Here is a 25,999-nt window from a genome sequence, read left to right as displayed (position 1 = left end):
CAAGAGGGACTTCAGGGATATATTAATGACGGAAGTGACGCATACCCGTAAACACCATTGCAATACCTGCCTCGTCAGCAGCGGCGATAGTTTCTTCGTCACGCATTGAACCACCTGGCTGGATAATACATTTAATGCCAGCTTTAGCCGCATTATCAATACCATCACGGAATGGGAAGAATGCATCAGATGCCATGACCGCACCCTCAACCACTAAGCCAGCATGTTCAGCTTTGATTGCAGCAATACGAGCAGAATTTACGCGGCTCATCTGACCTGCACCCACACCAATGGTTTGACGGTTTTTAGCATAAATAATCGCATTCGATTTCACGTATTTCGCTACTTTCCATGCAAAGATGAGATCATCAATTTCCTGTTCAGTTGGCGCGCGTTTAGTCACAACCTTAAGGTCATCTTTGGTGATCATGCCCAAGTCTTGATCTTGCACCAGTAAACCACCATTCACGCGTTTATAGTCAAGTTGAGCGGTACGTGCATCAATGGCTGGAAGTTCACCACACACCATGACACGAACATTCTTTTTCGCACCAGTAACTTCAAGTACACCGTTAGCAATGCTTGGTGCAATAATCACTTCAACGAATTGGCGATCTACAATTGCCTGAGCCGTTGCAACATCAAGCTCACGGTTGAATGCAATGATGCCACCAAACGCAGATTCAGGATCAGTTGCATAAGCAAGATCATAAGCCGCATGGATACCATCTAATGAAACTGCAACGCCACATGGGTTTGCATGTTTAACGATGACACAAGCAGGTTTTGCAAATGATTTAACACACTCAAGTGCCGCATCTGTATCTGCAATATTGTTATAAGACAATTCTTTGCCTTGTAATTGTTTCGCAGTTGAAACTGATGCTTCTTTAGCATTTGCTTCAACATAGAATGCTGCATTTTGATGAGGGTTCTCACCATAACGCAAATCTTGAGCTTTATTGAGTTGGGTGTTGAAGGTGCGAGGGAATAAATCTGCTTCACCCTCAGCTTTGCCAACACGTGCTCCTAAATAAGATGCGATCATGCCATCATATTGTGCTGTGTGCTCAAACGCTTTTACCGCTAAGTCGAAACGAGTCTCGTAAGAAAGAGCTCCATTTGTCTTTAACTCTGCAATTACAGCATCATAGTCAGAAGCATTTACAATAATACCCACAGAAGCATGGTTCTTCGCTGCGGCACGCACCATTGTTGGACCACCAATGTCGATGTTCTCAATCGCATCAGCGAGTGAGCAGTTTGGTTTAGCAACTGTAGCTGCAAATGGATAAAGGTTTACTACGACAAGATCAATTGCATCGATATTGTGTTCTTGCATAACAGCTTCGTCTAGACCGCGACGCGCCAAGATACCACCATGAATTTTTGGATGTAGTGTCTTAACACGACCATCCATCATTTCAGGAAAACCTGTATGTTCAGAAACTTCTACTACAGCGATATTGTTGTCTTTAAGCAACTTATAAGTACCGCCCGTAGATAAGATTTCTACCCCTAATCCAGCAAGGTTTTGAGCAAATTCAACGATTCCAGTTTTGTCGGAAACAGAGATTAAAGCACGTTTGATAGTCATGATTCTAGTCAACAGTTTGAAGTCTACAGATTAAAAAAAGGCAAAAAAATGCCCACGAGAACGTGAGCATTTTATCAATTATTCACTCATTAAACCGTGAGCTTTTAACTTTTTACGTAAAGTTCCGCGGTTAAGGCCTAAAATCTCAGCAGCGCGCGTTTGATTGCCACGAGTGTATTCTAAGACTACAGATAAAAGAGGTTTCTCCATTTCTGCTAAAACCATGTCATATACTTGAGATGGTTGCTCACCTTGCAACTGTGCAAAATAATGACGAACTGCGCGATCTACATGGATGCGAAGAGCGACATCAGATTGAGCCGTAAAAATAGGAGATTTGCTATTCATGCGTGTTAATCCGAAAAATCAAAATATCACTTGGATAAAGTGATAGGTAAATGTGGTCTAAATTACTGAGTCCTGTTTTAGATCCTAAAACAGTGACTCTAAAACAAAGGGACTATTAGCTTGCCACAAATCCTCGAGTTGTGTAAAAAATAAGCGCAACAATGGTTAAATATTTGTTACAGCCTATTTTTAAAAACAAAAAAACCAACAGTGCGCTTAGCAGATAAAAGCACAGTTTGTTTAACGATTTTATTGTCTATAAATAACGAGGAGTATGTAGGTCAAAGCATTCGTGGCGCGTATCATACCACTGTCAGCGAAAAAGTGAGCAAATTAACTGCACTTTTTTTTATTTTTTTGTCATTTTTTTATGCGTTTAGGGCTGTACAATTTCTAAACTATAGTCATCGAAGCTATTTTTACTTTTTGGAATGCTAAATTCAAACTTAAAAGGGCTATTTGATGGGATGCGTTGAATGGTTTTTAAACTGTCAACCAGATAATCTTGTGGCTTGAGTGTAATGTCTGTTGTCACTTCTCCCTGGTCTTTCAGAACCACCTTGATGGAAGGGAGCAATATGCTGTTTTCATGACGATTGATCAGCACGCCTGAAAACCGCGTTTCATTTTTACTGGTTTGTTTGAGCTTAACCTTTTCAAAACTGAGATATTTATATTGGTCATTTTGGGTTTTGCAGGTCAGCATGCCGCAGGCATAGTTAAACATCTGGTTTAAGGCAGGGCTATCGTGCATCAATTTTGGGTTGAACCATAAAATCTGGAACGCAAACACCAGAATCAGCGCGATATTGCCAATTCCCCAGAGTGTGTAATAAAGCCACCCATGTTGTTTGGTACTGTGATCATCATGATTATTAAGTAAAACATCTTCAGACAAATTCAAATTAGGCAAGGCGCTCACTGGCTCTGTATTGAAATAATTTAGGTTATTAAGATAGGTGAGCAGATCAATATTGGAGTTTTCAATTTTCTGGTCAAAAATACTTAAAATCTGCATTTGCTTTTCTGCAAATGAACTGTCTGGCTGAATCGACGAAAATAGTGAGCGGTTACTCGGTATTGGTACAATTTCACTTGTCTGTGATTCCAGCAAATTCGTCAGTGCGTTAAAGTTAATCACGCATTTTGGACAACAAACCATACCCTGTGCAACACTGAGTTGTGAAAGGGTCACTTTGTACGCGGTTGAACACTTAGGGCAGCGGGTTTGTTTTTCACTCATGAGTAACAATATTCTCAAATTGTTGTTTTACGTTTTCCAGAAATGCGGCACCAGTTCTCTTCACGCTTTTCAATCTCTAATATATCAAAAAACTCAGAGTAAACACTAGAAACATCAGCAACTTGCTCTTCGATTACACCAGCGAGTGCGAACTCACCCTCATTTTTCAATAAAGTTGAGAATTCAGGTGCCAGTGCCATGAGCGGTGCAGCCAGAATATTCGCAACCAATACATCCGCCTGTTGTGGTTTAAATTCCTGATCGAACTCTTCTGGCAAGCCCACATAAAGACGTTCCAGCACACCATTGAGTTCTGCATTTTGTTTGGTGGCTAACACCGCCTGAGGATCAATATCGGTTGCATAAACCTTTTTTGCACCCAGTAGCAATGCAGCAACCCCTAAAATGCCTGAGCCACAGCCATAGTCGATTACAACTTTATCTTTTACATCGGTTTTGCCCAACCACTGTAAGCATAAAAAGGTACTGGCGTGGTTGCCTGTACCAAACGCTAAACCTGGGTCCAGCTTAATGTTAGTGGCATCCGCTTCAGGTGGTTCCAGCCATTCAGGCACAATCCAGTATTTCTCACCAATCTGAATTGGTTCGTAGTAATCCATCCAGGCACGTTCCCAGACCTGATTTTCTAGATATTCATGGCGCATTGGCACATCTGGAAGTTGGGCCCTGAGAAAAGCCTCCAAGGTATCAACATCAATTGGATCATCTTCTTCCTGTTGATAAATACCCGTTACAATGACTTTATTCCAGAGAGGGGTTTCTCCTGGTAAAGGCTCAAGCAATGCCTGATCTTCTGCGTCATCTAGCGTTACGCTGACCGCTCCCAGAGAGAGTAACAGGGTTTCGGTAAGTTCAACTTGATGTTGATCAACAGTAATATGAATTTGTAGCCAGTTCACAGGAAAACCTAAATTAATGTATTTGAAGTTATTGTAATGGATTCAAAACCGTTAAACGGATTATAAAATAAACAGATTACAATTTTAAGGTGAAATATGTTGTGACCAATTCTATTTGTTTTATTGTGTTTTTTCTTTGTACACGACAAAAAAAGATAACTCATTGAAATAATGGCATAATACTTGTTTTCTGACGACGAATATGATGACACATTTCAATGAGTTACATCTCATCTTAAACAAATATCTAAAGTGGAACAAGTCACATGTAAAATGTTTTACACTGATTATGATTGCATTAATTGTAAAACAGACATGTAATCTTTCTTCTGCATCTAAAGCCTTACCCATCAAGTGCTTACCACAATCATTTTATCGACGTATACAACGCTTCTTTGCAGATCAGTATTTTGATTATCGTCAAATTTCTCAGTTAATTTTCAATATATTTTCATTCGACAAAGTGCAACTGACTTTAGATAGAACCAATTGGAAATGGGGAAAACGAGATATCAATATCTTGATGTTAGCCATCGTCTATCGTGGAATAGCGATACCTATTGTTTGGACATTGCTCAATAAACGTGGAAATTCAGATACAAAAGAGCGTATTGCTTTGATTCAACGCTTTATCTCTATTTTTGGTAAAGACCGTATTGTGAATGTGTTCGCAGACAGAGAATTTATCGGTGAGAAATGGTTTACATGGTTAATTGAAAATGACATTAACTTCTGTATACGTGTTAAAAAAACTTTATTGTGACCAATCACTTAGCCAGGAATCATAAAATTAGTGATTTATTTCGTCATCTTCAAGTTGGTCAAACTGAATGTCGTAAACGACGTATTTGGGTTGGTCGAGTAAAACTGTATATTAGTGCGCTACGATTAGAAGATGGAGAACTTTTACTTGTTGTTTCTCCTATGTTTAATGCTTCTGCTATTCGTGATTATGCATTACGCTGGGAAATCGAAACCTTATTTAGTTGTCTCAAAGGACGTGGATTCAATCTTGAAAATACTCGTTTAACAGACCCTGGACGAGTCAAGAAATTGATAGCAGTGCTAGCTATCGGTTTCTGTTGGTGCTATTTAACAGGTGAATGGCAACATGATCGAAAAAAAGCGATAAAAATAAAGAAGCATGGACGACTTTCAGTAAGTTTATTTCGCTACGGTTTGGACTATGTTCAAATGGCTATTCTACGTTTGATTGGTTTTGGAAAAAAAGAAGAATTTAAGAAAGTGCTAGCAATTTTAAGAAAGAAAAAGCCTGATAGGACAAGGATCCTATGAAATTTGTCGTGTACAGAGGTGTTTTTTATATTTTTAGCTCATTAAAGGATACCTGAAATGGGTATCCTTTAGTCTAGTGCTTTAAATTAAGGGGTGGTCTGTTCAACATCTGAATCTGAAACAGGCGGCGCTGGTTGCATTGGAGGAACATCCACAGGCATAAGGGCACTGACAGGACGTGGCTCAGACTGGGTTTGCGACATGCGGTTCTGGGTTTCAGGCATTGTGCCTGCTGGCGGAGCAGGTGGCTGGAAAGCTAGCTTGCCCGCATCATTATTTTCACAAACACCGTTGAAAACAACACCTTTATAGGCAAATGAAACGGCATCGCCCTGTTTTTTACCTTTACATACCTGTTGATACTTCTGTGTTTGTGGGTCCTGAGTGGTTTTGGCATTTGCCTGGGCTGCAACGGTAAAACACAGACCACAAATCAGTGATGAAAGTATAAGCTTCGTGTTCATATCATTGTCCTGAGTATTTGTTATGCATGTTTTAGAATAAGAAATTCATCAAATAAAACAGTGGTGATCAAGTTAATAATTATGGGGCGATGTGTTAAAAGTGCGATGAAAATGCAACATAACGTTTCTTTTTGTGTATTCAACAGCGATATCAGATTCTTGTGGGCGGCAAGAATATCGACAGTTTTTGTCAACTTAATATGAAAAATCCTGTATAATACTCTGTCATTTTTTGAATACACATTTACCACTATGCACTATCCTAAAGTTTACGACGTTATCGTGATTGGTGGCGGTCACGCTGGTACGGAAGCGGCACTGGCTGCGGCGCGTATGGGACGACAAACCTTATTGTTGACGCATAATATTGAAACTTTGGGGCAGATGAGCTGTAATCCAGCGATTGGTGGTATTGGTAAATCACATCTTGTTCGTGAGATTGATGCGCTGGGTGGCGCAATGGCGCTTGCGGCGGATAAAGGTGGTATTCAGTTCCGTATTCTGAATTCGCGCAAGGGTGCGGCTGTACGTGCAACACGTGCACAGGCTGACCGTGTCCGTTATAAGGCTGCAATTCGTCATACGCTGGAAAATCAGGCAAACCTTGATATTTTCCAGCAAGCGGCGGATGACCTGATTGTTGAGGGAGATAGCGTAAAAGGTGTCGTGACACAGATGGGTATCCGTTTTGATACCAAAACGGTAGTGCTTACAACAGGAACTTTCCTTGGTGGCGTGATCCATATTGGTTTGCAAAACTCAAGTGGTGGCCGTGCGGGCGATCCTCCATCGATTGCTTTGGCACATCGCCTACGTGAACTTAAACTTCCAGTGGGTCGCCTAAAAACAGGGACACCGCCCCGTATTGATGCTCGTAGCGTTGATTTTTCGGTCATGACACCTCAACCAGGTGATTTCCCATCGCCAGTGATGTCATTTATGGGTGATGTGTCGATGCACCCTGAACAGGTGAATTGCTATATCACGCATACCAGTGAAAAAACTCATGATATTATTCGTGGTGGTCTAGACCGTTCACCGATGTATACAGGTGTGATTGAGGGTGTTGGCCCGCGTTATTGTCCATCAATTGAAGATAAAATTCACCGTTTTGCTGATAAAGACTCACATCAGGTATTTCTGGAACCTGAAGGTTTGGATACCCATGAGCTTTATCCAAATGGTATTTCGACTTCATTGCCGTTTGATGTTCAGTTCAACTTGGTTCGTTCAATTCGTGGTATGGAAAATGCGCACATTTTGCGTCCTGGCTATGCGATTGAATATGACTACTTCAATCCACAGGCATTGAAGTTCACGCTTGAAACTAAAGCCATTCAAAACCTGTATTTTGCTGGTCAGATTAATGGTACAACAGGATATGAGGAAGCAGGCGCACAAGGTCTGCTTGCTGGTCTGAATGCTGCACGCCGTGCGTGGGAACAGGAAGAGTGGACACCGAAACGTGACCAAGCCTATATGGGCGTGTTGGTGGATGACCTGATTACGTTGGGAACTAAAGAACCGTACCGTATGTTTACCTCTCGTGCTGAATATCGTTTGATGTTGCGTGAGGATAATGCCGATCAACGTTTAACGTCTATTGGCCGTGAGCTTGGCTTGGTTGATGATGAGCGTTGGGCTGCCTATCGCGAGAAAATGGAAGCGGTTGAGCGTGAAACTTCCCGTTTGCAGCATCTATGGGCTGCACCAAATAATCCAATGGGTAAAAAATTCGTTGAAATGACGGGTGCTGATCTTAGTAAAGAATGTAGTGCGATTGATTTGTTGAAACGTCCAAATATCAATTTCAGTCAAATTGCTGAATTGACGGGTTCGGAAGTATCCGAGCAGGTGGGTGAACAGATCGAGATTGCGGTGAAGTATGAGGGTTATATTAACCGTCAGCATGATGATGTTGCACAGATGAAGCGCCTTGAGGAAACCCGAATTCCTGCTGACTTTGACTATGACGTTGTTTCAGGTCTGTCACGTGAAATCACACAGAAGTTGAAAACCGTACGTCCAGAGACTTTGGCACAGGCCAGTCGTATTCCTGGCGTAACACCTGCCGCGGTTCAGTTGGTGATGATTACAATCCGTAAAAACAATATGGCGAAAAAGTCAGCATAATTCCTGACTATAAGCGATATAAGATCAATATTAAAAACACTCTTTAATCAAAAGGGTGTTTTTTTATTGGCTTATTTAAAGCTTTAGTAGGCGGCTTAGGTGTATTTAGATGAAAAACTGGATATTTTTATGTGTTGCAATTATAGCGGAAGTGATTGCAACCTCAGCTTTAAAAAGTATAGTCAAACTACTTTATTATTCATACAGGATTCGAAAAAAACTCGAAATAATTCATCGACTGAGTTGTATTAGTTTTATAATGATTTGACTATACTACAACAGCTAAAAACACAAAGTATTGAGTTAAATCCACAGACCAAACAAATTACGCTGGCTCCAGCCATTAAGGTGGCTCCAGATGCCTATGCAAAAGGCTATGTGATTGACCGTGCCTTGGTTGCGGCGCAGCAGGCTGTTCCACATTTGCAGGGTATCCTGATTGATATTGGTGGTGATATGCGTGTTTGGGGACAATCTCCACAACAGGCAGGCTGGAAAATTGGTATCCAGAATCCAAATGAACGTTTTGATAATGCCGCACCAGCACAGGTTCTCAATGTTAAGGATCAGGCTGTGGCATTTAGTGGTCAGGGTTATCGTGATCTTGCGGGACAATCTCATCTACTTAACCCGCAGACAGGTCAGCCTGTGCAAACAGTGGAACAGTGTGTGGTTGTGGGGCAATGCGCTGCTGATGCCGATGCCTTGGCAACCGCTTTAACTGCAATGCCTGCACATGAGGGAATTCAGTTGATTGAACAACTGGTGGGATATGAGGCGCAACTGGTCAGCACGGATGGTATACAGTATCAAAGTTCGGGCTGGTCAACACTGTTAGATGCCAATCAGCCAGCCATCATGCGCCATGTTGCGGCAGGTGGAGCGGCAACCGCATGGCCAAAAGGCTATCAGGCACAGATTGAAGTCAATATTCCAAAAATTGCGGTAGACAACTATCGTGCGCCGTATGTATCGGTATGGGTGACAGATGCCAATAAAAAACTGGTCCGTACCATTTCGGTTTGGGGTAAGGATGAAAAATGGATCAACTCCAACTATGTTTGGTGGCGCCGTTATGGCCGTCAAATGCCGAACCTGGATGCGGTGGCGAAGCCATCACGTCAACCTGGTCAATATAAATTGGCCTGGGATGGCAAGGATGAAGAGGGCAAGGCAGTGAATGCAGGTAAATACCTGATTCATATCGAAACCTCACGTGAGCATGGTGACCACTCTTATCAAACCATTGAGTTGGATGTTGCACCAAAAACCGCCACCCAAACGCTTCCTGCGCAGGCAGAAATTGGTATTGTTGAATTAAAGTTCCAACGTGGTGCTTAATTTAATTCCTTCCTGAATCCATGAGAGGCTTGTCTCTTGTATCAACGCCGTGATTTTTACCGCCATGCACGTTATGTGCATGGCTGGCTTTCTGCCTTTGCCTTTATTGTCCTGCTTTTCTTTTCCGCCACAGGGTTGTTACTGAACCATCCTGAGTGGTTTAGTGCCTCTAATCAGGAACAGACAGTCAAGCTTGGCTTGCCTGAAAGTTTTGTTGAGACCGTTCAACAGCAGGAAAACCCCAGTCAAACTATCCTTGATTATGTACGTGAAAAACATTCGCTGGTTGGTCGCTATAAGAGTAGTGAGGTACTGGATGGTGAGGTAATGATTCGTCTGGAAAGTCCAGCAGGCTCAACCGATGTGTGGGCGTTGCTCGATACAGGTGAGGTTGAGATCACCCAAAAACCTGCAACCACAGTATCCCTACTCAATGACCTGCACCGTGGCAAAAATGTAGGTACAGTCTGGAGCTGGTTGATTGATGTCAGTGCCATCATCATCATCCTGTTATCGTTGGCAGGTTATATCCTTTTCCTGACCATTAAAACGCGTTTGGTCACACATTTACTGTTAACCGCATGCAGTTTATTCGCAATCATTCTGCTCATTTGGTCTGCCATCTAAGGTGAAACAATGACTCAAGCTGTCATGATAATTATTGTGATACTCGCAATATTATTGAGTCTGCATATTTTTATCATCGTATGGCTGTTATGGCAGCAACGTAATGGCAATAAGTCAGAGGTTCAGGATGATCATACCTATTTAGTGGTTTATGCCAGCCAGTCAGGTCATGCTGAATCCTGGGCAAAGCATACCACTGAGCAATTACAGTTTATTCATCAGCAGGTCACGCTCAAGAACATTCAAAAACTGACAGCCACTGACTTGATCCAGTATCAACGGATTTTGTGGGTGGTTAGTACCTATGGTGAGGGTGATGCACCTGATGATGCCCAGCATTTTGTGCATAAAATATTGTCACAGCCTGTAGATTTATCACATTTGTCTTTCGCAATCCTTGCGTTAGGTGATAAACGCTATACAAACTTCTGCCAGTTTGGGCAAAGCATTGAACAATGGCTTTTACAGCAAAAAGCCCAGCCTTTATTTTCCACAGTTCTGGTAGATCAGCTCAATAGCCGTGATCTGGAAAAATGGCTAACAGCTCTGGAACAGTTGACGGCAATGAGTCTGACAGCACTGGACAATGAATGGCAAACTATTGAACTCAAGTTTGCCCATCGTCAGTGTCTAAATGTGGGTAGTGCTGGCGAACCAATTTATAAGATTCAGTTGGTTGCTGAGCAGGAACTGGTTTGGTCATCAGGCGATATTTTGGAAATTCAGTGTGAAAACAATATCACTGAGATTCAACAGTTTCTGGTTGCGCATCAGCAGGATGATTTTAATGATATAGATGCATTAAAAATACTGAATTTAAGACAATTGCCAAATCGTGAACATCATTCATTTGCCGCATGGCTAGAACATTTTGATCGATTGCCCAAGCGTGAGTATTCAATTGCCAGCTTGCCTGAAAATGGCTTGATTGAGCTAGTGGTGAGACAACAACAGACGGAAACAGGTCCTGGACTGGGTTCTGGCTGGTTGACGGCAGGTTTGCAGCACAACCAGCCTATTCAGGCTTATATACGCAATAATCCAGGTTTCCATTTACAGCATCATCCACAACCTTTAATCCTGATTGGCAATGGGACGGGGATTGCGGGTCTGGTTGCGCATTTAAAGCAACGGGAACGATGGGGCTATGGGCAAAACTGGCTGATCTTTGGGGAAAGACAGCGGCAGTTTGACCATTTATATCATGCGGAAATTCAGTATTGGCAACAGCATGGCTTTTTACAGCATGTTGACTATGCGTTCTCACGTGATCAAGCTGAAAAAATCTATGTGCAGGATATTCTAAAACAGCAGTCTACGCGTTTAAAACAATGGATCGAACAAGGTGCGGCAGTTTATGTTTGCGGTAGCTTGAATGGTATGGCTGGTGGCGTAGATCAGGTTCTAAAAGAAATTTTAGGTGATGAGCTGGTGGAACAGTTGAAGCATGAGCTGCGTTATCAACGGGATGTTTATTAAATAGAAAAAATGATCGAGAAAAAAAGCCAGTAAGTGAACTTACTGGCTTTTTGTATAAGGGACAGATTAAAATTTCTTTTCAAGTGTAAACTGGAAATTTGGAATGGCTTGGTTGTTACGGGCCTGATAAAGGCTGCCATCAGACTGGTTGGTTAAACGCTCTTTATAGTCAGTGCTTAAAATGTTGTTCAGGTTTAGGCTTGCTGACCAGTTTTTGGGAAAGCGTTTGGTTGCTGCAATGTCAACATTGAAACGCTGGTTGGTGGTACGGTTATAAGGCTGGCCATCCAGAGCACGGGTAAATTCAGGCGTGTAATTGACATTGATGCTGGTGGAAAGCTGCCAAGGTTTGTAGCTGTATGAAATGCCTGAACTCGCGGTATAAGGTGCAACATCACTGACCAAACGGTCATTGTGCTGGGCATCTTCAATGGTTGCACGTACGGTTGAGACTTGCCCATTGAGCATAAAGGCATGTCCAGCTTCAGTCTGTTTCAGTGCATAACGACCAGAGAATTCCACACCGTAGGTGGTGGCTTCATTCTGGTTTTGTGGGCGTTCAACATAACGGCTACCCTCAAGCGCAATCACCCGTTCAATATAGTCCTTGATTTCACGGTGATAGGCGGTTAAGTTCACGCCACCACTGGCAGAATCAAATGCCAGGGTTGACTCAAATGCCTTGATCTTTTCAGGTTTTAGGTTTGGATTACCCCCACGGTCAGGATTATTGAGTGAACCCGCATCGCTGTCTGTTGAAACCGTTACGTTTGGAATCAGTCGATCAGTATTTGGACTGCGGAACGCCTGACTTAAATTGGTTTGAATTGACCATTGGTTGGTGAGGTCAAAACGATAGGCAAGTACAGGACTTAAATGATGGTCTTGATAATCCACCAGACCTGAACGGTCCAACCATTCCTGACGCGCACCCAACGTGACAGTCTGGCGTTCAGTAAAGCGCCAGCTTCCCTCACTGTAGAGGGCATAGCGTTGTTCATCCAGAGTTTGGCTGACATTGCTGTCCAACTGACTGTTGTTGGCACTGACCCCAAACTTAATCTGACGGGTTTGGTCAAACTTACGCACACCATCATAGGCCAAACCATATTCGTCCACGGTTTCATCAGTATAAATGCTGTTGAGTGGAGAGCGGGTCAATTGCGTTTCAGTCTGATGTTCAACTGTTAAGCGAACCTTGTCACTGAGGTCTTTATCCTTACGTTCATAACGTGTATTCAGGCGCATACTGTCATTTTTATCATCCTGAATCTGGTCGCCACGTACCCCTGTGCTTTTATTATTCCGATAAAACAGTTCAGCAATGAGTTTTTGCTGGTCATCCAGTTCATATTGCAGACGAGGGGAGAACATTTGGCTGGTACGGTTGGTGGTGCGTAGTTGCTCACGTGTGCCTGTGGCTGTTTCCGTCTTGGTAATGGAGGTGGTGTCATTCCACATCTGGTTGGCAGACAGACTGTAGATCCACTGATTGTCACGACCATCGGCTTGTACGCTGACCTGTTTGCGTTCGGCTTCCTGCTTGCCACTATCGCGTAAACCATAGCCAAGTTTCACTGAACCATTTAAACGGGTATCCAGCGGTTCCTTTAAAATAATATTGATGACTGCGGAAGATGCGACAGATGCCTGAGCGACACTTGGCTGCTTGACCACCTCAATCCGTTCGATCATGTCGGCGGTAATGGTGTCAACAATGGACATGCCACCACGTGGACCACCTTGCACAGCTTCACCATTGATCAGGAATGTCGGTGCGCCACCACCACGGAAACGCATGCCAGAAGCACCATTTCCGCCACGTGGGCCTGGGCCACCTGGTAACTGGAAACCAGCAGCACGACGCAAGGCATCCATAACCGTCTGGTCGCCATACTGGAGCATTTCATCACGGGTGATGATGGTTTTAGGTACTGCACTGATATCATCATCTTTTGGTTTTTGTGGTTCCGCCGATGCCTTGAATGACAGTGTAGGGAGCACCTGTGCTGTCTGTTCGGCAGGAGATGGGGCTGGCGCTGTGGTGGATTCAACATCATTTGCTAAAACTGAAGAAGTTAGGCTGAGTAAAGCCGAGCTGAGTACGGTCAGCTTTCCATAGCGGAATGGATGCTTCATTAAAATTACCCCAAACATTGATGATCAAATTATTTTGAATATAGACTAATGTAAAATTGTGTAGAAAAATCGAATATCTGTGCTGTAATAGCTTGAATTTGAGATTATTTTTTTATTCATTTAACGAGGAAGCACAATAGAGTGAGCCATCTGACACATAGAGGGCTTTAACTCTGTAGATGTTGTAACAGGGCATAAAAGAATAAAGGGTGCTTCTAGCCGTTTTAAACCACCTCGGCAACAGACAATATTGGCGTTCTGAGTCCATGCCTCGGACACCACGTAGTTTCCTGGTTCGATTAAACTATCAATTCTAAAAAAACTGTAGGTTCTGCCAATAAAAGTTCAGCATCTTCGCCTGTACAAAGATGCTTTTTTGTATCAATTAAAGCCCTGATAAAGTGTTTAAAAATAAAAATTTTGGTAAATTTTTAAAAATATTTTATATCTATCCTTATTGAATAATATAAAAAGTCATTGATTTAAAAAATGGAATATTCTAGTATCTAAGTGGGTGGAAAATGTACAAAATTAATATTTAAATGATCATATAATTGTGACTTGTTTTTATTTTGTCATTATTAAATGTTAAAAATTTATCATTTTGTTCCTTTTTATTGGTATTAAACAAAACCATACAATAGAGATAATAACAATGAAGATATTACTTACACTGGTTATGGTCTGTTCAGTCCTTATTTTAGGATATGCTTCCTATGTGGATTCCAAAAACAAGAAACGCCAGGAAATTACTAAAATTGTGAATGATGCTGAACATAGCTTGAATACAATCCAGCATAACACTAATTATGTAAATTCCACCCATATTTCCTCCTCAAAACACCATAACTAAGAATAGAGTTCTATGATGATGCGGCAGGTGAGGTGCCTGATGTTTTTTGAACTCAGGAATCCATGTGCTTTTTTATCTGGCCATGCGCCAGTTTTGTATGGAATCTGCTAAAATATTTACCATTAAATAAAAAGCTGCATCTTGTTATGCGGCTTTTTACGTTCTGATAGCGGAATCGAATTTTATATGGATTGTTCGTGTAACACCTATGAAACTGGCATATAGATTGCTGTATCGCATGATATGCCGTTTTCTGTCCATTGAAAAAATGTTTGAACACAAGCGTATAGATTTCCATTCTACGATCTTGGATTTTACAGGTGCCATGTTATGACAACGCCTCATGCTTCGGCTGGTTTGTTGGAACGCTTATTTAAACTGAGCGAAAATAAAACCAGCTTTAGAACCGAAGTTCTAGCAGGTGTAACCACATTTTTGACCATGTGTTACATCATTATTGTAAACCCACTTATCTTGTCTGAAACGGGTATGGATCATGGTGCCGTGTTTGTTGCGACCTGTCTGGCTGCCGCAATCGGCTGTTTGGTTATGGGGCTTGTTGCGAATTATCCAATTGCACTTGCACCTGGGATGGGCCTGAATGCCTATTTTACCTATTCTGTCTGCTTGGGAATGGGAGTGCCGTGGCAAACCGCACTTGCGGCGGTCTTTGTTTCGGGAATTGTGTTTTTAGCGATTAGCTTCTTTAAAATCCGTGAAGCGATTGTCAATGCCATTCCAATGTCACTAAAGTTTGCCATCGGGGGCGGTATCGGTTTATTCCTTGCCTTGATTGCGCTTAAAAATGCAGGAATTATTGTGGATAACCCTGCGACTCTGGTTGGCTTGGGTGACATCAAGCAGACAACGGTATTGCTTGCGCTGTTTGGCTTCCTGATGATTGTGGTTTTGCATCAGTTTAAGGTGCGTGGTGCCATCATCATCAGTATTCTGGTGATTACTGGAATTGCGACAGCCTTGGGCCTAAACGAGTTCAAGGGTGTTGTTGGACAGGTTCCATCCATTGCACCGACATTTATGCAAATGGATTTTGAGGGCCTGTTCACTGCAAGTATGGTGGGCGTGATTTTTGTCTTCTTTATTGTTGACCTGTTTGACAGTACGGGAACATTGGTTGGCGTGTCACATCGTGCTGGTTTGTTGCAGGATGGCAAATTACCACGTTTGAAAAAGGCCTTGTTCGCAGACTCAACCGCAATTGTTGCGGGTGCGGCCTTGGGTACATCATCCACCACACCTTATATTGAATCTGCTTCTGGAGTTGCGGCAGGTGGGCGTACAGGTTTAACCGCAGTTGTGGTTGCCTTGTTGTTCATTGGTTGTTTATTTTTGGCACCTTTGGCGCAGTCAGTACCTGGCTTTGCGACGGCACCCGCATTGCTGTTCATTGGCGTGTTGATGATTCAGGGCATCACCCATATTGACTGGGAAGATATTACCGAAGCGGTTCCTGCATTTTTAACGATTGTATTTATGCCATTTACGTATTCAATTGCGGATGGTATTGCAATGGGCTTTATTAGTTATGCATTAGTAAAATTATTTACAGGCAAAGCAAAAACAGTTCCTTACATGGTTTGGATTATTGCTGCACTGTGGGTATTTAAGTTTATTGCCTTTGGCGGTTAACATAGCAATCAATAAAAGGATGTCGTTATGGCTGGCGACATCCTTTTTTCTTTGGAGAAAAATGATGAATGCAATTGAACTGATACAGGCTTTACCAAAAGCTGAATTGCATGTGCATATTGAAGGGACATTTGAACCAGAGTTGATGTTTGCCATCGCACAACGCAACCAGATTCAGATTCCATATCAATCTGTTGAAGAAGTGAAGCAGGCCTATAACTTCCATAATCTTCAGTCTTTCTTGGATATCTACTACGCAGGTGCCAATGTACTGGTACATGAGCAAGATTTTTATGACCTTGCGTGGGCGTACTTTGAGAAATGTGCTGAAGATAAAGTGGTACATACTGAAATGTTCTTCGATCCTCAAACACATACTGAGCGTGGGGTGGAATTTGCCACGGTGATTGCGGGCTTAAAAGGTGCCTGTCAGGATGCACAGCAAAAGCTGGGGATTAGTTCTCAACTGATCATGTGCTTCTTGCGTCATTTAAGTGAAGAAAAAGCGTTTGAAACGCTTGAGCAGGCATTGCCATTTAAAAATGACATTATTGCAATTGGTTTAGATTCGAGTGAAGTAGGGCATCCTCCTGCGAAGTTTGAACGTGTCTTTGCCAAAGCCCGTGAGGCAGGGTTCCTGATTGTGGCCCATGCAGGTGAAGAAGGGCCACCAGAATATGTCTGGGAAGCGCTGGATTTATTGAAAGTGAACCGTATTGATCATGGTGTGCGTTCAGAGGAAGATAAGCAACTCATGGCCCGCCTGATTGCAGAGAAAATGCCGTTAACGGTTTGCCCACTCAGCAACTTAAAGCTGTGTATGGTGAATGACATGAAAGAGCATAATATTCGCCGTTTGTTGCAGCAAGGTGTGCATGTCACGGTCAATTCAGATGATCCATCTTATTTTGGTGGTTATATGAATGATAATTTTATTGCGATTCAGCAAGCTTTAGACTTGAGCAATGAAGAGTTAAAGCAGCTTGCAATCAACTCTTTTGAGGCTTCATTTATTTCTGATCAGGAAAAGCAGAAATGGATTGCAGAGATTAAAAAGATTTAAGTTTAAAAAACCGCGTGAAGCGGTTTTTTTATGGTTGTTATTTTATTTCGGCTGTCTCAACATACTCAGCAAAACATTATCCTTATCAGTCACATGATGTTTAATGGCTGCCAGAATGTGTTCAGCAATTGCAACACTTGTGCTGTGCGGGTATAACACTGTGCTGAGTTTGACATTGCAACATCCTGGCTGTTTGAAATGAACTGATTTTAAATAGGGCTTTTTCTGTCTCATACAGCATCGTTGTAATGGAGCGTTTTATGTGTGCAACAGTCTTAATCAAACCCGAATCTGTCATTGTTATATGATGTAAAGATGGCGATGTGTTATTTCATAAAATAAGCCATTTAGGCACAATACGCCTGACAAAATTAAGATACAGGTAAGAATCGTGAAAAAGTTATTATTGATTGCTGCTCCCCTTGTTTTAGCGCTATCTGGATGTGTTGCCCCAAATGGAGCCAGTCCAGTAACCACAACTTCACAGCAGTTGGGTATGGCCGCGCTTAAAATCGCCGTAAATGCGAAATGCCTGAATGAGATCAATACATTGCCTGCATGGAAAACCGCAACACGTTATATGATTGCGGACCAGCGTGACAATATCCAAACCAATGTCTGTGGCTGTGTCAGTGACAAGGCACCGAATAGTGTAACTGCTGTTGAGCTTGCAACTGCTGCCATTGATCCATCTGCACGCGCAAAAATTGTCAATCAGGTGGTTTCACAAACCGTGAACGCCTGTGTTGCTGAAACACTGAAACGAGTGCAATAAGAGACTAGGCTGAGAGATCAGCCTTTTGTGAGATGAAGATGAGAATAGCAGGTGTAGATGAAGCTGGAAGAGGACCATTGGTTGGTTCTGTTGTGGCAGCCGCGGTCATTTTAGATCCAGACAATCCCATTGTGGGCCTGAATGATTCCAAGAAACTGACTGAAAAGAAGCGTGAAAAACTCTTTATCGAGATTCAGGAAAAAGCGCTGGCCTGGTCAATTGCTGAGGCAACACATGCTGAAATTGATGAGTTGAATATCTTACAGGCAACATTTCTTGCCATGCGCCGTGCGGTCGAAAGCTTGAACGTTCAGCCAGAAAAAGTCATTGTGGATGGTAATCAAATTCCAAAGGGCATTAGCATTGCATGTGAGGCTATTGTTGGGGGAGATGCTAGTCATGCTGAAATCAGTGCCGCCAGTATTTTAGCGAAAGTGACACGTGACCGACAAATGCAGGCTCTGGATTTAATCTACCCTGATTTTGGGTTTGCCAAACATAAAGGCTATCCAACCAAGGCTCATTTTGATGCAATTGCTGCACATGGCGTTATTTATGAGCATCGACGTAGTTATGCACCCGTAAAAAAAGCACTGGGTTTATAATAGGTATAAAATACGCATCCCCCTATATCATTAAAGCGACTTATTATAAGTCGCTTTAATGATTGGAGAAGAATTCTGGAAATTAACGATTAAAGTTATTATGTCGAGGAAAATCGTTATTATCTTCTTCATAGGAAACTTGATAATCTTGATCAAGATGTTGTAAATGCTCATGCATGGCACGTTCATGTTGTATACGTTGGTAAATTTCCTCACGATGCACAGAAACCTCTTTAGGAGCATTTACACCAATACGTACCTGATTGCCTTTTACGCCAAGCACAGTCACACTGACTTGATCCCCAATCATTAATGTTTCTCCGACACGACGGGTCAGAATCAGCATGTTTATCTCCTTGCTAAACGCTTAAACTTGCAACAGGGAATTGTTTGAAAGCACAGCCTTAATATACAGAAAAATCTAAACAGAAATAAGTAAAAACAATATTTTTTTCGTAAGTTCTGTTGAGATGCTCTGAAAAATCTCATAGGTTAATATAACAGAGCCACTGTAGTAAAAACTATAGTGGCTCTTATTTTTTTACTATTTACTTGAAAGTAAATATGTTTATTCTGCTATTAATTAAGCACGTACACTACTTTCGCCATGTTCACGGTCTAAACCAAAAGCAGTATGTAAACAACGTACCGCAAGCTCTAAATAGTTTTCTTCAATAATCACTGAAATCTTGATTTCAGAAGTGGATATCATCAGGATGTTGATACCTTCTTCAGCCAGTGCAGTAAACATTTTGCTTGCCACACCTGCATGCGAGCGCATGCCTACACCCACAATGGACACTTTAACGATATCGTCGCGTGTTGCAACTTCACGTGCGCCAATGGCTGTAGCAGTTTCTTCCAGAATCTTTTTCGCTTTCGCAAGCTCGCCACGGTTCACTGTGAAAGTAAAATCAGTGGTGCCATCTTCTTCCACATTCTGGATAATCATATCCACTTCAATGTTTGCGGCACCGATTGGCGACAAAATTTTGGATGCAACACCTGGAACGTCAGGAACACCCAAAATTGTTAATTTTGCTTCGTCACGGTTAAATGCGATACCTGAGATAATTGGTTGTTCCATGTCGTCTTCTGCCTCAGTAGTAATAAGTGTGCCTACGTTTTGTTTAAATTCTTCATCAAATGCGCCATCATCATCATTATCAAAACTTGATAATACGCGTAATGGAACCTGATATTTACCTGCGAATTCAACAGAGCGAATTTGTAAGACCTTTGAACCCAAGGATGCCATTTCCAGCATTTCTTCAAATGAAATACGATCCACTTTTTTAGCTTTGGGTGCAACACGTGGGTCGGTGGTATATACACCATCTACATCAGTGTAGATCTGGCATTCATCTGCCTTTAATGCCGCAGCAAGTGCAACGCCAGAGGTATCAGAACCACCACGACCTAAGGTTGTGATATTGCCATCGGCATCAAAACCCTGAAAGCCTGCAACAACCAGAACACGGCCCGCATCAAGGTCAGCAGACATAACCTCAGTATCAATGGATTCAATACGGGCTTTGGTAAATGCGCTGTCAGTCTTGATACCGACCTGACGACCTGTATAGGATTTAGCTTCCACACCAATCGAGTTCAGCGCCATCGCTAACATGGAAATCGTAACCTGTTCACCCGTAGACACCATTTGATCAAGTTCACGTGGGTTAGGGGTGCTAGTAATGGCTTTAGCAAGCGCAAGTAAGCGGTTGGTTTCACCACTCATTGCAGACACAACCACAACCACCTTGTGACCGTGATCATGCCAGCGCTTGACACGACGAGCAACATTTAAAATGCGCTCAGGAGTACCCATAGAGGTGCCGCCATATTTTTGAACGATTAATGCCATAGTTGTTCCATATAAGCCATGACCCTGAGAGGCATCAGGGTCAGTTACACAAAAAGTGAAGTGTTTATTATTGTTCAAGCCAAGCAGGCAGGGCTGCAATCACTTGATCAAACTTCTCGTTGAGTGGCGCGCCACCTTGTGCCAAGTCAGGTTTACCACCACCTTTGCCACCCAGCTCCTGAGCCAGGTGTTTGATGATGTCACCCGCTTTTAGATGTGCAGTATATTGTTTAGCAACGGAGGCGATTAAACTCACTTTATCGCCCTCAACGCCAGCTAAAATAATGACTGCATCATCTAATTTTGATTTTACGCTGTCATGTAGGTTGCGTAATGATTTTGCATCTAAACCTTGTACAGTGGTAATCAGGGTCTGACGACCTGCAATTTCTTTCACCTGATCAAGCAGGTCAGCCGCCTGAAAGCTCGCCAATTTCTGGTTTAACTGTTCAATCTGCTTTTGTAGGCTTGAAGCTGTTTCAACAATCGCCTCAACTTTTTCTACAGTTTGATCTTTCTGCGCCTTTAACAAGGCGTTGATGCTTTGAATGTTGGTATCAGTCTTTTGGACCACTTCAAGCGCCTTGGTACCTGTAACCGCTTCAATACGGCGGACACCCGCAGCTACACCACTTTCAGAAGTGATCTTGAACAGGCCAATATCACCTGTACGCTTAACGTGAATACCACCACACAGCTCGATGGAGAAGTTTTTCTCTTCAATTACAGAACCCATTGAAAGGACACGAACTTCTTCGCCATACTTTTCACCAAACAGCATCATTGCGCCTTTGGCTTTTGCTGACTCAATATCAAGCAATTCAGTGCTAACGGGTGTGTTGGCGATGACTTCAGCATTGACCAAACGTTCGATCTGCTGCAATTGCTCAAATGAAACAGGTTGGTCATTGGCAAAATCGAAACGCAAAATATCACTCGCAACCAAAGAACCTTTCTGTTGAACATGCTCACCCAGAATTTGACGCAAAGCGGCATGTAAAAGGTGGGTTGCAGAGTGGTTACGTGCGGTTGCGGCACGAATGTCTGCTTTAACTGTTGCTTCAACGTGCTGTGTCGCTTTTAGGCTACCCATGGTCACGATACCTTGGTGAACAAAAGCACCACCAGATTTTTTGGTATCTTGAACTTCAAAAATACCTGTATCGTTCTTGAAGAGTCCTGTGTCACCAATTTGACCACCGCTTTCAGCATAGAAAGGGGTCTGGTTTAATACGATCAGTGCTTCATCACCTTCGTTGATTTCATCAACCTGCACGCCATCTTTATAGATCGCCACAATTTGACCCTGACCAGTCGTTGCGTCATAGCCATCAAATTGAGTTTCGCCTTCAATTTTTACAATTGAGTTATAATCAACCGCAAATTTACCTGCATCGCGTGCACGTTGACGTTGTGCTGCCATTTCAACTTCAAAGCCTGCTTCGTCAATGGTCAAGTCACGTTCACGTGCAATGTCTGCTGTTAAGTCAGTCGGGAAGCCGTAAGTATCATAAAGTTTAAATACAGTTTCACCTGGGATGACATTGCCTTTTAGTTGAGCCAATTCACCTTCAAGTAATTTCAGGCCTTGTTCAAGTGTTTTCGCAAATTGCTCTTCTTCTTTCAGCAGTTGCGCTTCAATTCGTGCTTGCTGTGCAGCAAGTTCTGGATAAGCATCGCCCATCACTTCAATCAGAGGTTGCAACATCTTGTAAAAGAATGAACCAGTCGCACCGAGCTTGTTACCATGACGTACGGCACGACGAATGATACGACGCAACACATAACCACGACCTTCATTTGAAGGATTAACACCGTCAGCAATCAAGAATGAGCATGAACGTGCATGATCTGCAATGACTTTTAAAGAAGCTGGGTATTCAACTGGTTTATTTTGAGCTTTCGCTTCAGCTTCAATTGCGGTGGTATCCAAACCAATGATGTCAGCTGCTGCTTTTAATAAGTGCTGGAACAGGTCAATTTCGTAGTTTGAATTGACATGTTGCAGAACCGCAGAAATACGCTCCAAACCCATACCTGTATCAACAGAAGGCGCTGGAAGAGGGTGCATCACACCATCCGCAGTACGGTTGAACTGCATGAAAACGTTGTTCCAGATTTCAATGAAACGGTCGCCATCTTCTTCAGGTGTTCCTGGTAAGCCACCCCAGATGTGGTCGCCATGATCATAGAAGATTTCAGAACATGGACCACAAGGACCTGTATCGCCCATTGCCCAGAAGTTATCAGAGGCGTATTTGCCACCTTTGTTATCGCCAATACGGATGATACGTTCAGCATCGATTCCGATTTCTTTGTTCCAGATATCAAATGCTTCATCATCGGTATGATAAACCGTGACATATAAACGATCTTTCGGTAAGCCTAACCATTGTTCGCTGGTTAAAAATTCCCAAGCAAATTTCAGTGCATTTTCTTTAAAATAATCACCGAAAGAAAAGTTACCTAACATTTCAAAGAAAGTATGATGACGTGCGGTATAACCTACATTGTCGAGGTCATTGTGTTTGCCGCCTGCACGTACACATTTTTGAGATGAAACAGCACGAACATAATCACGCTTTTCTAAACCTAAGAAACAATCTTTAAACTGGTTCATACCAGCATTGGTAAACAGTAAAGTTGGGTCGTTGGCAGGAACGAGAGAACTCGAAGCAACACGTGTATGTCCTTGCGATTCGAAGTAACGCAAAAATGCTTCACGGATTTCAGCGGATGTCATAAAACGAGTACTCACAACCAAGCGTCCATAATTTTGAAAGTGCTAAATTATAGCGGAAAATGTGTGCTCGACCAACGATTTTACAAGTAATCTTAGATAAAACTGTGTTTAGGCTAAAAATCTATATTCAATGCTGGCTTGCATGTTTTACCATATAACATAGAAAAAATGATGTTTTGATGAATTAAGGGCACCACATGCAACGTATCGCGATTAATGGATTTGGCCGAATTGGCCGCAATGTGCTACGGGCATGGTTTGAAAATCCCAAACAATTTCAGTTTGAAATTGTCGCAATTAACGATATTGCTGATGTTCAGACATTGGCTCATTTATTTAAGTATGACACCACACACGGGCGTTTTTCAGGTCAGGTTGAAATCCAGATAGAAGATGGACAGATTTTCTTGAATATTCAGTCCAATCAGCGTCAATTAAAACTACAGGTTTTTAAACAGGTACAACCTGAGTTATTACCTTGGGCGGCTTTAAAAATAGATGTGGTACTGGAATGTACAGGATTGTTTCGCTCCAGAGCCGATGCAACCCGTCATATACAGGCAGGGGCAAAGCGGGTGATTATTGGGGCAGCGCCTTTTGACTCTGTTGATGCCGCAATTGTCTATGGTGTCAATCATGCCGAAGTCAAAGCCACGGACCAGATTATTTCCAGCGTGTCCTGTACCACACAGGCTTTAGTGCCATTGGTGAAAATTATTGATGATGCCTTTGGAATTGAAACAGCGCTGATGACTGAAATCCATGCGGTGACTGCGGATCAGTCGGTGCTGGATCATGCCCATCGTGATTTGCGCCGTGCCCGTGCATCGGGACAGAACATTATTCCTACCACATCCAGTGCTTTGGGTGCATTAAAACAGGTGATGCCGAAAATGGAAAACCGTATTGATGGTTATTCCATTCGTGTCCCTACAATTAATGTTGCAGCGATTGACCTGACTTTTATTTCCCAGTCACCTATTACCGTACAGAAAGTCAATAAAGTCCTGACTAAGGCTGCACAATTGGATTATTCCCAGATTATGCAGGTCACAGAGGAAGACCTTGTTTCAAGCGACTTTAACCACTCACCATATTCCTTAATTGTAGATTTAACCCAGACCATGGTCGTCGGACATCAGGCCAAGGTCTTTGCATGGTATGATAATGAATGGGGTTATGCCAATCGCTTACTTGATTTATGTGAATCATTTGATTCGAAAAATATTAAATAAATAATAACGGATTTGGAGAACGGAATGATATTAATATTGATTTGGGGTTTTATTGGTCTGTTATTGATTGCAGTTACTTTCTTGTTTTGGTTTCAGTTTAAAAATAAACAGCAACCTGCTGTTGATCCGCAAGTATTGTATCTGGAAGAAAAAGTTCTACATCTGGAATCCCACCTTAAAAAGAGTCTGGAAATTATGCAGGACCTGGCAAAGAAAATGCACGTCCAACAAGAGGTGTTGGATCGGACCGTTGCAAACATTGCGGCGTTGGAAAAGCAAAATGTTGAGTTGGTCAATGTTTTGGAAGTGGTTGTTAAAAATGGGAAAAATATGCCCTAAATTTGTCCCCCTTGAATAAGGGGTTGACAAATTAATATGTATAACTATTTGTTTTTATTAAATATTTTGATACAAATTTAAGAAAAATAAGCAATATATTTCAATACATAAAACCTATAAAAAACAATTATTAATTTTTGTTGGATGGTTAAATATTTTTTAACCATCCGTTTTGATTACAATCGCACTTGATGTGTATTCAGAACGCTCATTATGATGATTTGGTGCTTCCAAAGCATTGATCTGAAAATACATAGGGGTGTCTGATAATGAATAAAACAACTTTAAAACGTACGGCAATATGCTCAGCTTTATTGAGTGCCGTTGTCATGGTTGCGGGATGTAATGATGATGACAAGAATTCAAATCAAAACCAAGCTTCTCAAACTGAAACTCTAAAAGGGACAGCAGCAACAGGTGCTCCATTTAAAGGTGCGGAGATCATTGTAACCAATAAAAATGGTAAATCCCAATCGACAACTGTGAATGAAAATGGTGAATTTGATGTCAAGATTGAGATCGGATCTCCATATATTATTCGAGCGAAAAAGGGAGATGTCACACTGTTTTCTTATGCTGCTAGTGCAGGTTATGTCAATGTAAACCAATTAACAACGCAAGCATTATTTGATGTTAATGGGCAAATGGATGTTGCAAAATTATGGGAGGCTTGGCAAAGTCAAGCGGCAGGTATTACTCAAGCTAAAATTGATGAGGCAGCCAAAAAAGTTGCTGCGAATTTAAATGAGCAGTTTACTAAAGCAGGACTAGACCCTAAAAAAGTAAATATTTTCAATTATGAGTTTAAACCTGATGGCAAAGGCTTTGACGCTGTACTAGATCAGGTGAAAATTGATTACAGTTGTAATATCGGTAGCTGTAATGTGACTTATAAGGTTGGTGATAACGCTAACTATAATTGGAATTATACCATCTCTACCAATGGCTATAGTTTTGTTGTTGATGGTGGTGGCAATGGAGCAGCAGGTTCAGGGCAGAACTGTGCTGTTGACATGGATTATAGTTATAATATTAATGGTATCTCTGGCAGTGCTGTTTATAAGATCTGTTATATTAATTTCCCACAAAATGCATCTTGTGCAGCAGGAAATGGCAGTTTATCTAATCTATTAAATACCGTACAGGTTCCTGGCGTTTCTGGCACAATGAAAGTGAATAAATTTGTTTATCAATCTGTTGCAAGCTGTCCAGCAGGTTCTATTGAGATCGCATATAAACAATAATTCTTTGATTTATATATGAACAAAAAAGAGGATCCAACCAT

The 25,999-nt window shown here is 42.0% G+C and carries 21 protein-coding genes and 3 pseudogenes; 14 read left to right on the top strand and 10 right to left on the bottom strand.

Annotated features, from left to right (window positions below):
- Nucleotides 1–22 precede the first annotated feature (22 nt).
- The 4 genes from purH to prmA form a co-directional block, all read right to left on the bottom strand.
- Nucleotides 23–1,597, bottom strand: a complete 1,575-nt coding sequence (gene purH, locus F967_RS09000) for a bifunctional phosphoribosylaminoimidazolecarboxamide formyltransferase/IMP cyclohydrolase (protein WP_004799441.1) — start codon at nt 1,595–1,597, stop codon at nt 23–25.
- A gap of 78 nt (nt 1,598–1,675) precedes the next feature.
- Entirely contained in the window at nt 1,676–1,945 is a 270-nt protein-coding gene (gene fis, locus F967_RS08995; RefSeq protein WP_001086304.1) for a DNA-binding transcriptional regulator Fis, read from the bottom strand.
- Between the two features lie 376 nt (nt 1,946–2,321).
- Nucleotides 2,322–3,188 (bottom strand): DUF3426 domain-containing protein, encoded by an 867-nt coding sequence (locus F967_RS08990; RefSeq protein WP_004799439.1) that lies wholly within the window; start codon nt 3,186–3,188, stop codon nt 2,322–2,324.
- 14 nt (nt 3,189–3,202) lie between these two features.
- Nucleotides 3,203–4,108, bottom strand: coding sequence for a 50S ribosomal protein L11 methyltransferase (prmA, locus tag F967_RS08985; RefSeq protein WP_004799436.1), 906 nt, complete (start codon nt 4,106–4,108; stop codon nt 3,203–3,205).
- Nucleotides 4,109–4,313: 205 nt separating this feature from the next.
- Here prmA and F967_RS14210 point away from each other — a divergent pair.
- A protein-coding gene (locus F967_RS14210) for an IS4-like element ISAba33 family transposase (RefSeq protein ID WP_155756395.1) occupies nt 4,314–5,404 on the top strand; the annotation gives its coding sequence in 2 pieces (ribosomal slippage) (nt 4,314–4,854 and nt 4,854–5,404; 1,092 coding nt in all).
- A gap of 86 nt (nt 5,405–5,490) precedes the next feature.
- Here F967_RS14210 and F967_RS08970 read toward each other — a convergent pair.
- The gene (locus F967_RS08970) at nt 5,491–5,868 is read right to left on the bottom strand and encodes a hypothetical protein (protein ID WP_004799435.1); all 378 of its coding nucleotides are present in this window, start codon (nt 5,866–5,868) and stop codon (nt 5,491–5,493) included.
- A 252-nt stretch (nt 5,869–6,120) separates the two neighbouring features.
- Between F967_RS08970 and mnmG the strand changes: the two genes are divergently transcribed.
- The 5 genes and pseudogenes from mnmG (at nt 6,121) to F967_RS08945 (ending at nt 11,448) form a co-directional block, all read left to right on the top strand.
- Entirely contained in the window at nt 6,121–8,001 is a 1,881-nt protein-coding gene (gene mnmG / locus F967_RS08960; protein ID WP_004799433.1) for a tRNA uridine-5-carboxymethylaminomethyl(34) synthesis enzyme MnmG, read from the top strand.
- Nucleotides 8,002–8,110: 109 nt separating this feature from the next.
- Nucleotides 8,111–8,179: pseudogene (locus F967_RS14375) on the top strand (SMR family transporter); the annotation flags it as partial.
- A 92-nt stretch (nt 8,180–8,271) separates the two neighbouring features.
- Nucleotides 8,272–9,342: pseudogene (locus F967_RS08955) on the top strand (DUF2271 domain-containing protein); the annotation flags it as partial.
- Nucleotides 9,343–9,378: 36 nt separating this feature from the next.
- Nucleotides 9,379–9,969 (top strand): PepSY-associated TM helix domain-containing protein, encoded by a 591-nt coding sequence (locus F967_RS08950; RefSeq protein ID WP_004799429.1) that lies wholly within the window; start codon nt 9,379–9,381, stop codon nt 9,967–9,969.
- Nucleotides 9,970–9,978: 9 nt separating this feature from the next.
- Entirely contained in the window at nt 9,979–11,448 is a 1,470-nt protein-coding gene (locus F967_RS08945; protein WP_004799427.1) for a sulfite reductase subunit alpha, read from the top strand.
- 66 nt (nt 11,449–11,514) lie between these two features.
- On the opposite strand, the gene F967_RS08940 is transcribed toward F967_RS08945, so the two are convergent.
- Nucleotides 11,515–13,605 carry a TonB-dependent receptor plug domain-containing protein gene (locus F967_RS08940; protein ID WP_004799424.1) on the bottom strand — a complete coding sequence of 697 codons (2,091 nt, stop codon included), beginning with the start codon at nt 13,603–13,605 and terminating at the stop codon, nt 11,515–11,517.
- 637 nt (nt 13,606–14,242) lie between these two features.
- Between F967_RS08940 and F967_RS14535 the strand changes: the two genes are divergently transcribed.
- From F967_RS14535 to F967_RS08930, 3 genes are all read left to right on the top strand, one after another.
- Entirely contained in the window at nt 14,243–14,440 is a 198-nt protein-coding gene (locus F967_RS14535) for a hypothetical protein (protein ID WP_004799422.1), read from the top strand.
- Nucleotides 14,441–14,770: 330 nt separating this feature from the next.
- A complete protein-coding gene (locus F967_RS08935; RefSeq protein ID WP_004799420.1) occupies nt 14,771–16,090 on the top strand; it encodes an NCS2 family permease in 1,320 nt (439 codons plus the stop codon).
- Nucleotides 16,091–16,154: 64 nt separating this feature from the next.
- Nucleotides 16,155–17,153, top strand: coding sequence for an adenosine deaminase (locus tag F967_RS08930; protein ID WP_004799418.1), 999 nt, complete (start codon nt 16,155–16,157; stop codon nt 17,151–17,153).
- A 42-nt stretch (nt 17,154–17,195) separates the two neighbouring features.
- Here F967_RS08930 and F967_RS14205 read toward each other — a convergent pair.
- Nucleotides 17,196–17,282: pseudogene (locus tag F967_RS14205) on the bottom strand (cytochrome b); the annotation flags it as partial.
- A gap of 262 nt (nt 17,283–17,544) precedes the next feature.
- Here F967_RS14205 and F967_RS08925 point away from each other — a divergent pair.
- Together F967_RS08925 and rnhB are read left to right on the top strand one after the other, a co-directional pair.
- Entirely contained in the window at nt 17,545–17,928 is a 384-nt protein-coding gene (locus F967_RS08925) for a hypothetical protein (RefSeq protein ID WP_004799416.1), read from the top strand.
- Between the two features lie 32 nt (nt 17,929–17,960).
- Entirely contained in the window at nt 17,961–18,533 is a 573-nt protein-coding gene (gene rnhB, locus F967_RS08920; protein WP_314371618.1) for a ribonuclease HII, read from the top strand.
- An 82-nt stretch (nt 18,534–18,615) separates the two neighbouring features.
- Here the strand turns inward: rnhB and csrA are convergent, their stop codons facing one another.
- The 3 genes from csrA to alaS all read right to left on the bottom strand — a co-directional run bounded on the left by csrA (nt 18,616) and on the right by alaS (nt 23,155).
- Complete coding sequence (gene csrA, locus F967_RS08915) at nt 18,616–18,879, bottom strand: carbon storage regulator CsrA (protein WP_004799412.1); 264 nt, start codon at nt 18,877–18,879, stop codon at nt 18,616–18,618.
- Between the two features lie 237 nt (nt 18,880–19,116).
- Nucleotides 19,117–20,397, bottom strand: coding sequence for an aspartate kinase (locus F967_RS08910; protein WP_004799410.1), 1,281 nt, complete (start codon nt 20,395–20,397; stop codon nt 19,117–19,119).
- A gap of 67 nt (nt 20,398–20,464) precedes the next feature.
- Nucleotides 20,465–23,155 (bottom strand): alanine--tRNA ligase, encoded by a 2,691-nt coding sequence (gene alaS, locus F967_RS08905; protein ID WP_171063077.1) that lies wholly within the window; start codon nt 23,153–23,155, stop codon nt 20,465–20,467.
- Between the two features lie 182 nt (nt 23,156–23,337).
- On the opposite strand from alaS, the gene gap reads away from it, so the two are divergent.
- The 3 genes from gap to F967_RS14200 all read left to right on the top strand — a co-directional run bounded on the left by gap (nt 23,338) and on the right by F967_RS14200 (nt 25,958).
- Nucleotides 23,338–24,375, top strand: a complete 1,038-nt coding sequence (gene gap / locus F967_RS08900; RefSeq protein ID WP_004761532.1) for a type I glyceraldehyde-3-phosphate dehydrogenase — start codon at nt 23,338–23,340, stop codon at nt 24,373–24,375.
- A 24-nt stretch (nt 24,376–24,399) separates the two neighbouring features.
- Nucleotides 24,400–24,714 carry a hypothetical protein gene (locus F967_RS08895; RefSeq protein ID WP_004676969.1) on the top strand — a complete coding sequence of 105 codons (315 nt, stop codon included), beginning with the start codon at nt 24,400–24,402 and terminating at the stop codon, nt 24,712–24,714.
- Nucleotides 24,715–24,983: 269 nt separating this feature from the next.
- A complete protein-coding gene (locus F967_RS14200) occupies nt 24,984–25,958 on the top strand; it encodes a carboxypeptidase-like regulatory domain-containing protein (RefSeq protein WP_004799405.1) in 975 nt (324 codons plus the stop codon).
- The last annotated feature ends 41 nt before the right edge of the window (nt 25,959–25,999 follow it).

The sequence above is a fragment of the Acinetobacter sp. CIP 102637 genome (genome assembly GCF_000368425.1).
Classification (GTDB): Bacteria; Pseudomonadota; Gammaproteobacteria; order Pseudomonadales; family Moraxellaceae; genus Acinetobacter; species Acinetobacter parvus.
This window is presented reverse-complemented; position numbering and strand designations above follow the sequence as displayed.

What these genes read in the sequence shown, in the direction of transcription:
- purH (WP_004799441.1), bottom strand. Translation starts at nt 1,597, where the DNA reads ATGACTATCAAACGTGCTTTAATCTCTGTTTCCGACAAAACTGGAATC.
- fis (WP_001086304.1), bottom strand. Translation starts at nt 1,945, where the DNA reads ATGAATAGCAAATCTCCTATTTTTACGGCTCAATCTGATGTCGCTCTT.
- F967_RS08990 (WP_004799439.1), bottom strand. Translation starts at nt 3,188, where the DNA reads ATGAGTGAAAAACAAACCCGCTGCCCTAAGTGTTCAACCGCGTACAAA.
- F967_RS08970 (WP_004799435.1), bottom strand. Translation starts at nt 5,868, where the DNA reads ATGAACACGAAGCTTATACTTTCATCACTGATTTGTGGTCTGTGTTTT.
- mnmG (WP_004799433.1), top strand. Translation starts at nt 6,121, where the DNA reads ATGCACTATCCTAAAGTTTACGACGTTATCGTGATTGGTGGCGGTCAC.
- F967_RS08945 (WP_004799427.1), top strand. Translation starts at nt 9,979, where the DNA reads ATGACTCAAGCTGTCATGATAATTATTGTGATACTCGCAATATTATTG.
- F967_RS08940 (WP_004799424.1), bottom strand. Translation starts at nt 13,605, where the DNA reads ATGTTTGGGGTAATTTTAATGAAGCATCCATTCCGCTATGGAAAGCTG.
- F967_RS14535 (WP_004799422.1), top strand. Translation starts at nt 14,243, where the DNA reads ATGAAGATATTACTTACACTGGTTATGGTCTGTTCAGTCCTTATTTTA.
- F967_RS08935 (WP_004799420.1), top strand. Translation starts at nt 14,771, where the DNA reads ATGACAACGCCTCATGCTTCGGCTGGTTTGTTGGAACGCTTATTTAAA.
- F967_RS08930 (WP_004799418.1), top strand. Translation starts at nt 16,155, where the DNA reads ATGAATGCAATTGAACTGATACAGGCTTTACCAAAAGCTGAATTGCAT.
- rnhB (WP_314371618.1), top strand. Translation starts at nt 17,961, where the DNA reads ATGAAGATGAGAATAGCAGGTGTAGATGAAGCTGGAAGAGGACCATTG.
- csrA (WP_004799412.1), bottom strand. Translation starts at nt 18,879, where the DNA reads ATGCTGATTCTGACCCGTCGTGTCGGAGAAACATTAATGATTGGGGAT.
- F967_RS08910 (WP_004799410.1), bottom strand. Translation starts at nt 20,397, where the DNA reads ATGGCATTAATCGTTCAAAAATATGGCGGCACCTCTATGGGTACTCCT.
- gap (WP_004761532.1), top strand. Translation starts at nt 23,338, where the DNA reads ATGCAACGTATCGCGATTAATGGATTTGGCCGAATTGGCCGCAATGTG.
- F967_RS08895 (WP_004676969.1), top strand. Translation starts at nt 24,400, where the DNA reads ATGATATTAATATTGATTTGGGGTTTTATTGGTCTGTTATTGATTGCA.
- F967_RS14200 (WP_004799405.1), top strand. Translation starts at nt 24,984, where the DNA reads ATGAATAAAACAACTTTAAAACGTACGGCAATATGCTCAGCTTTATTG.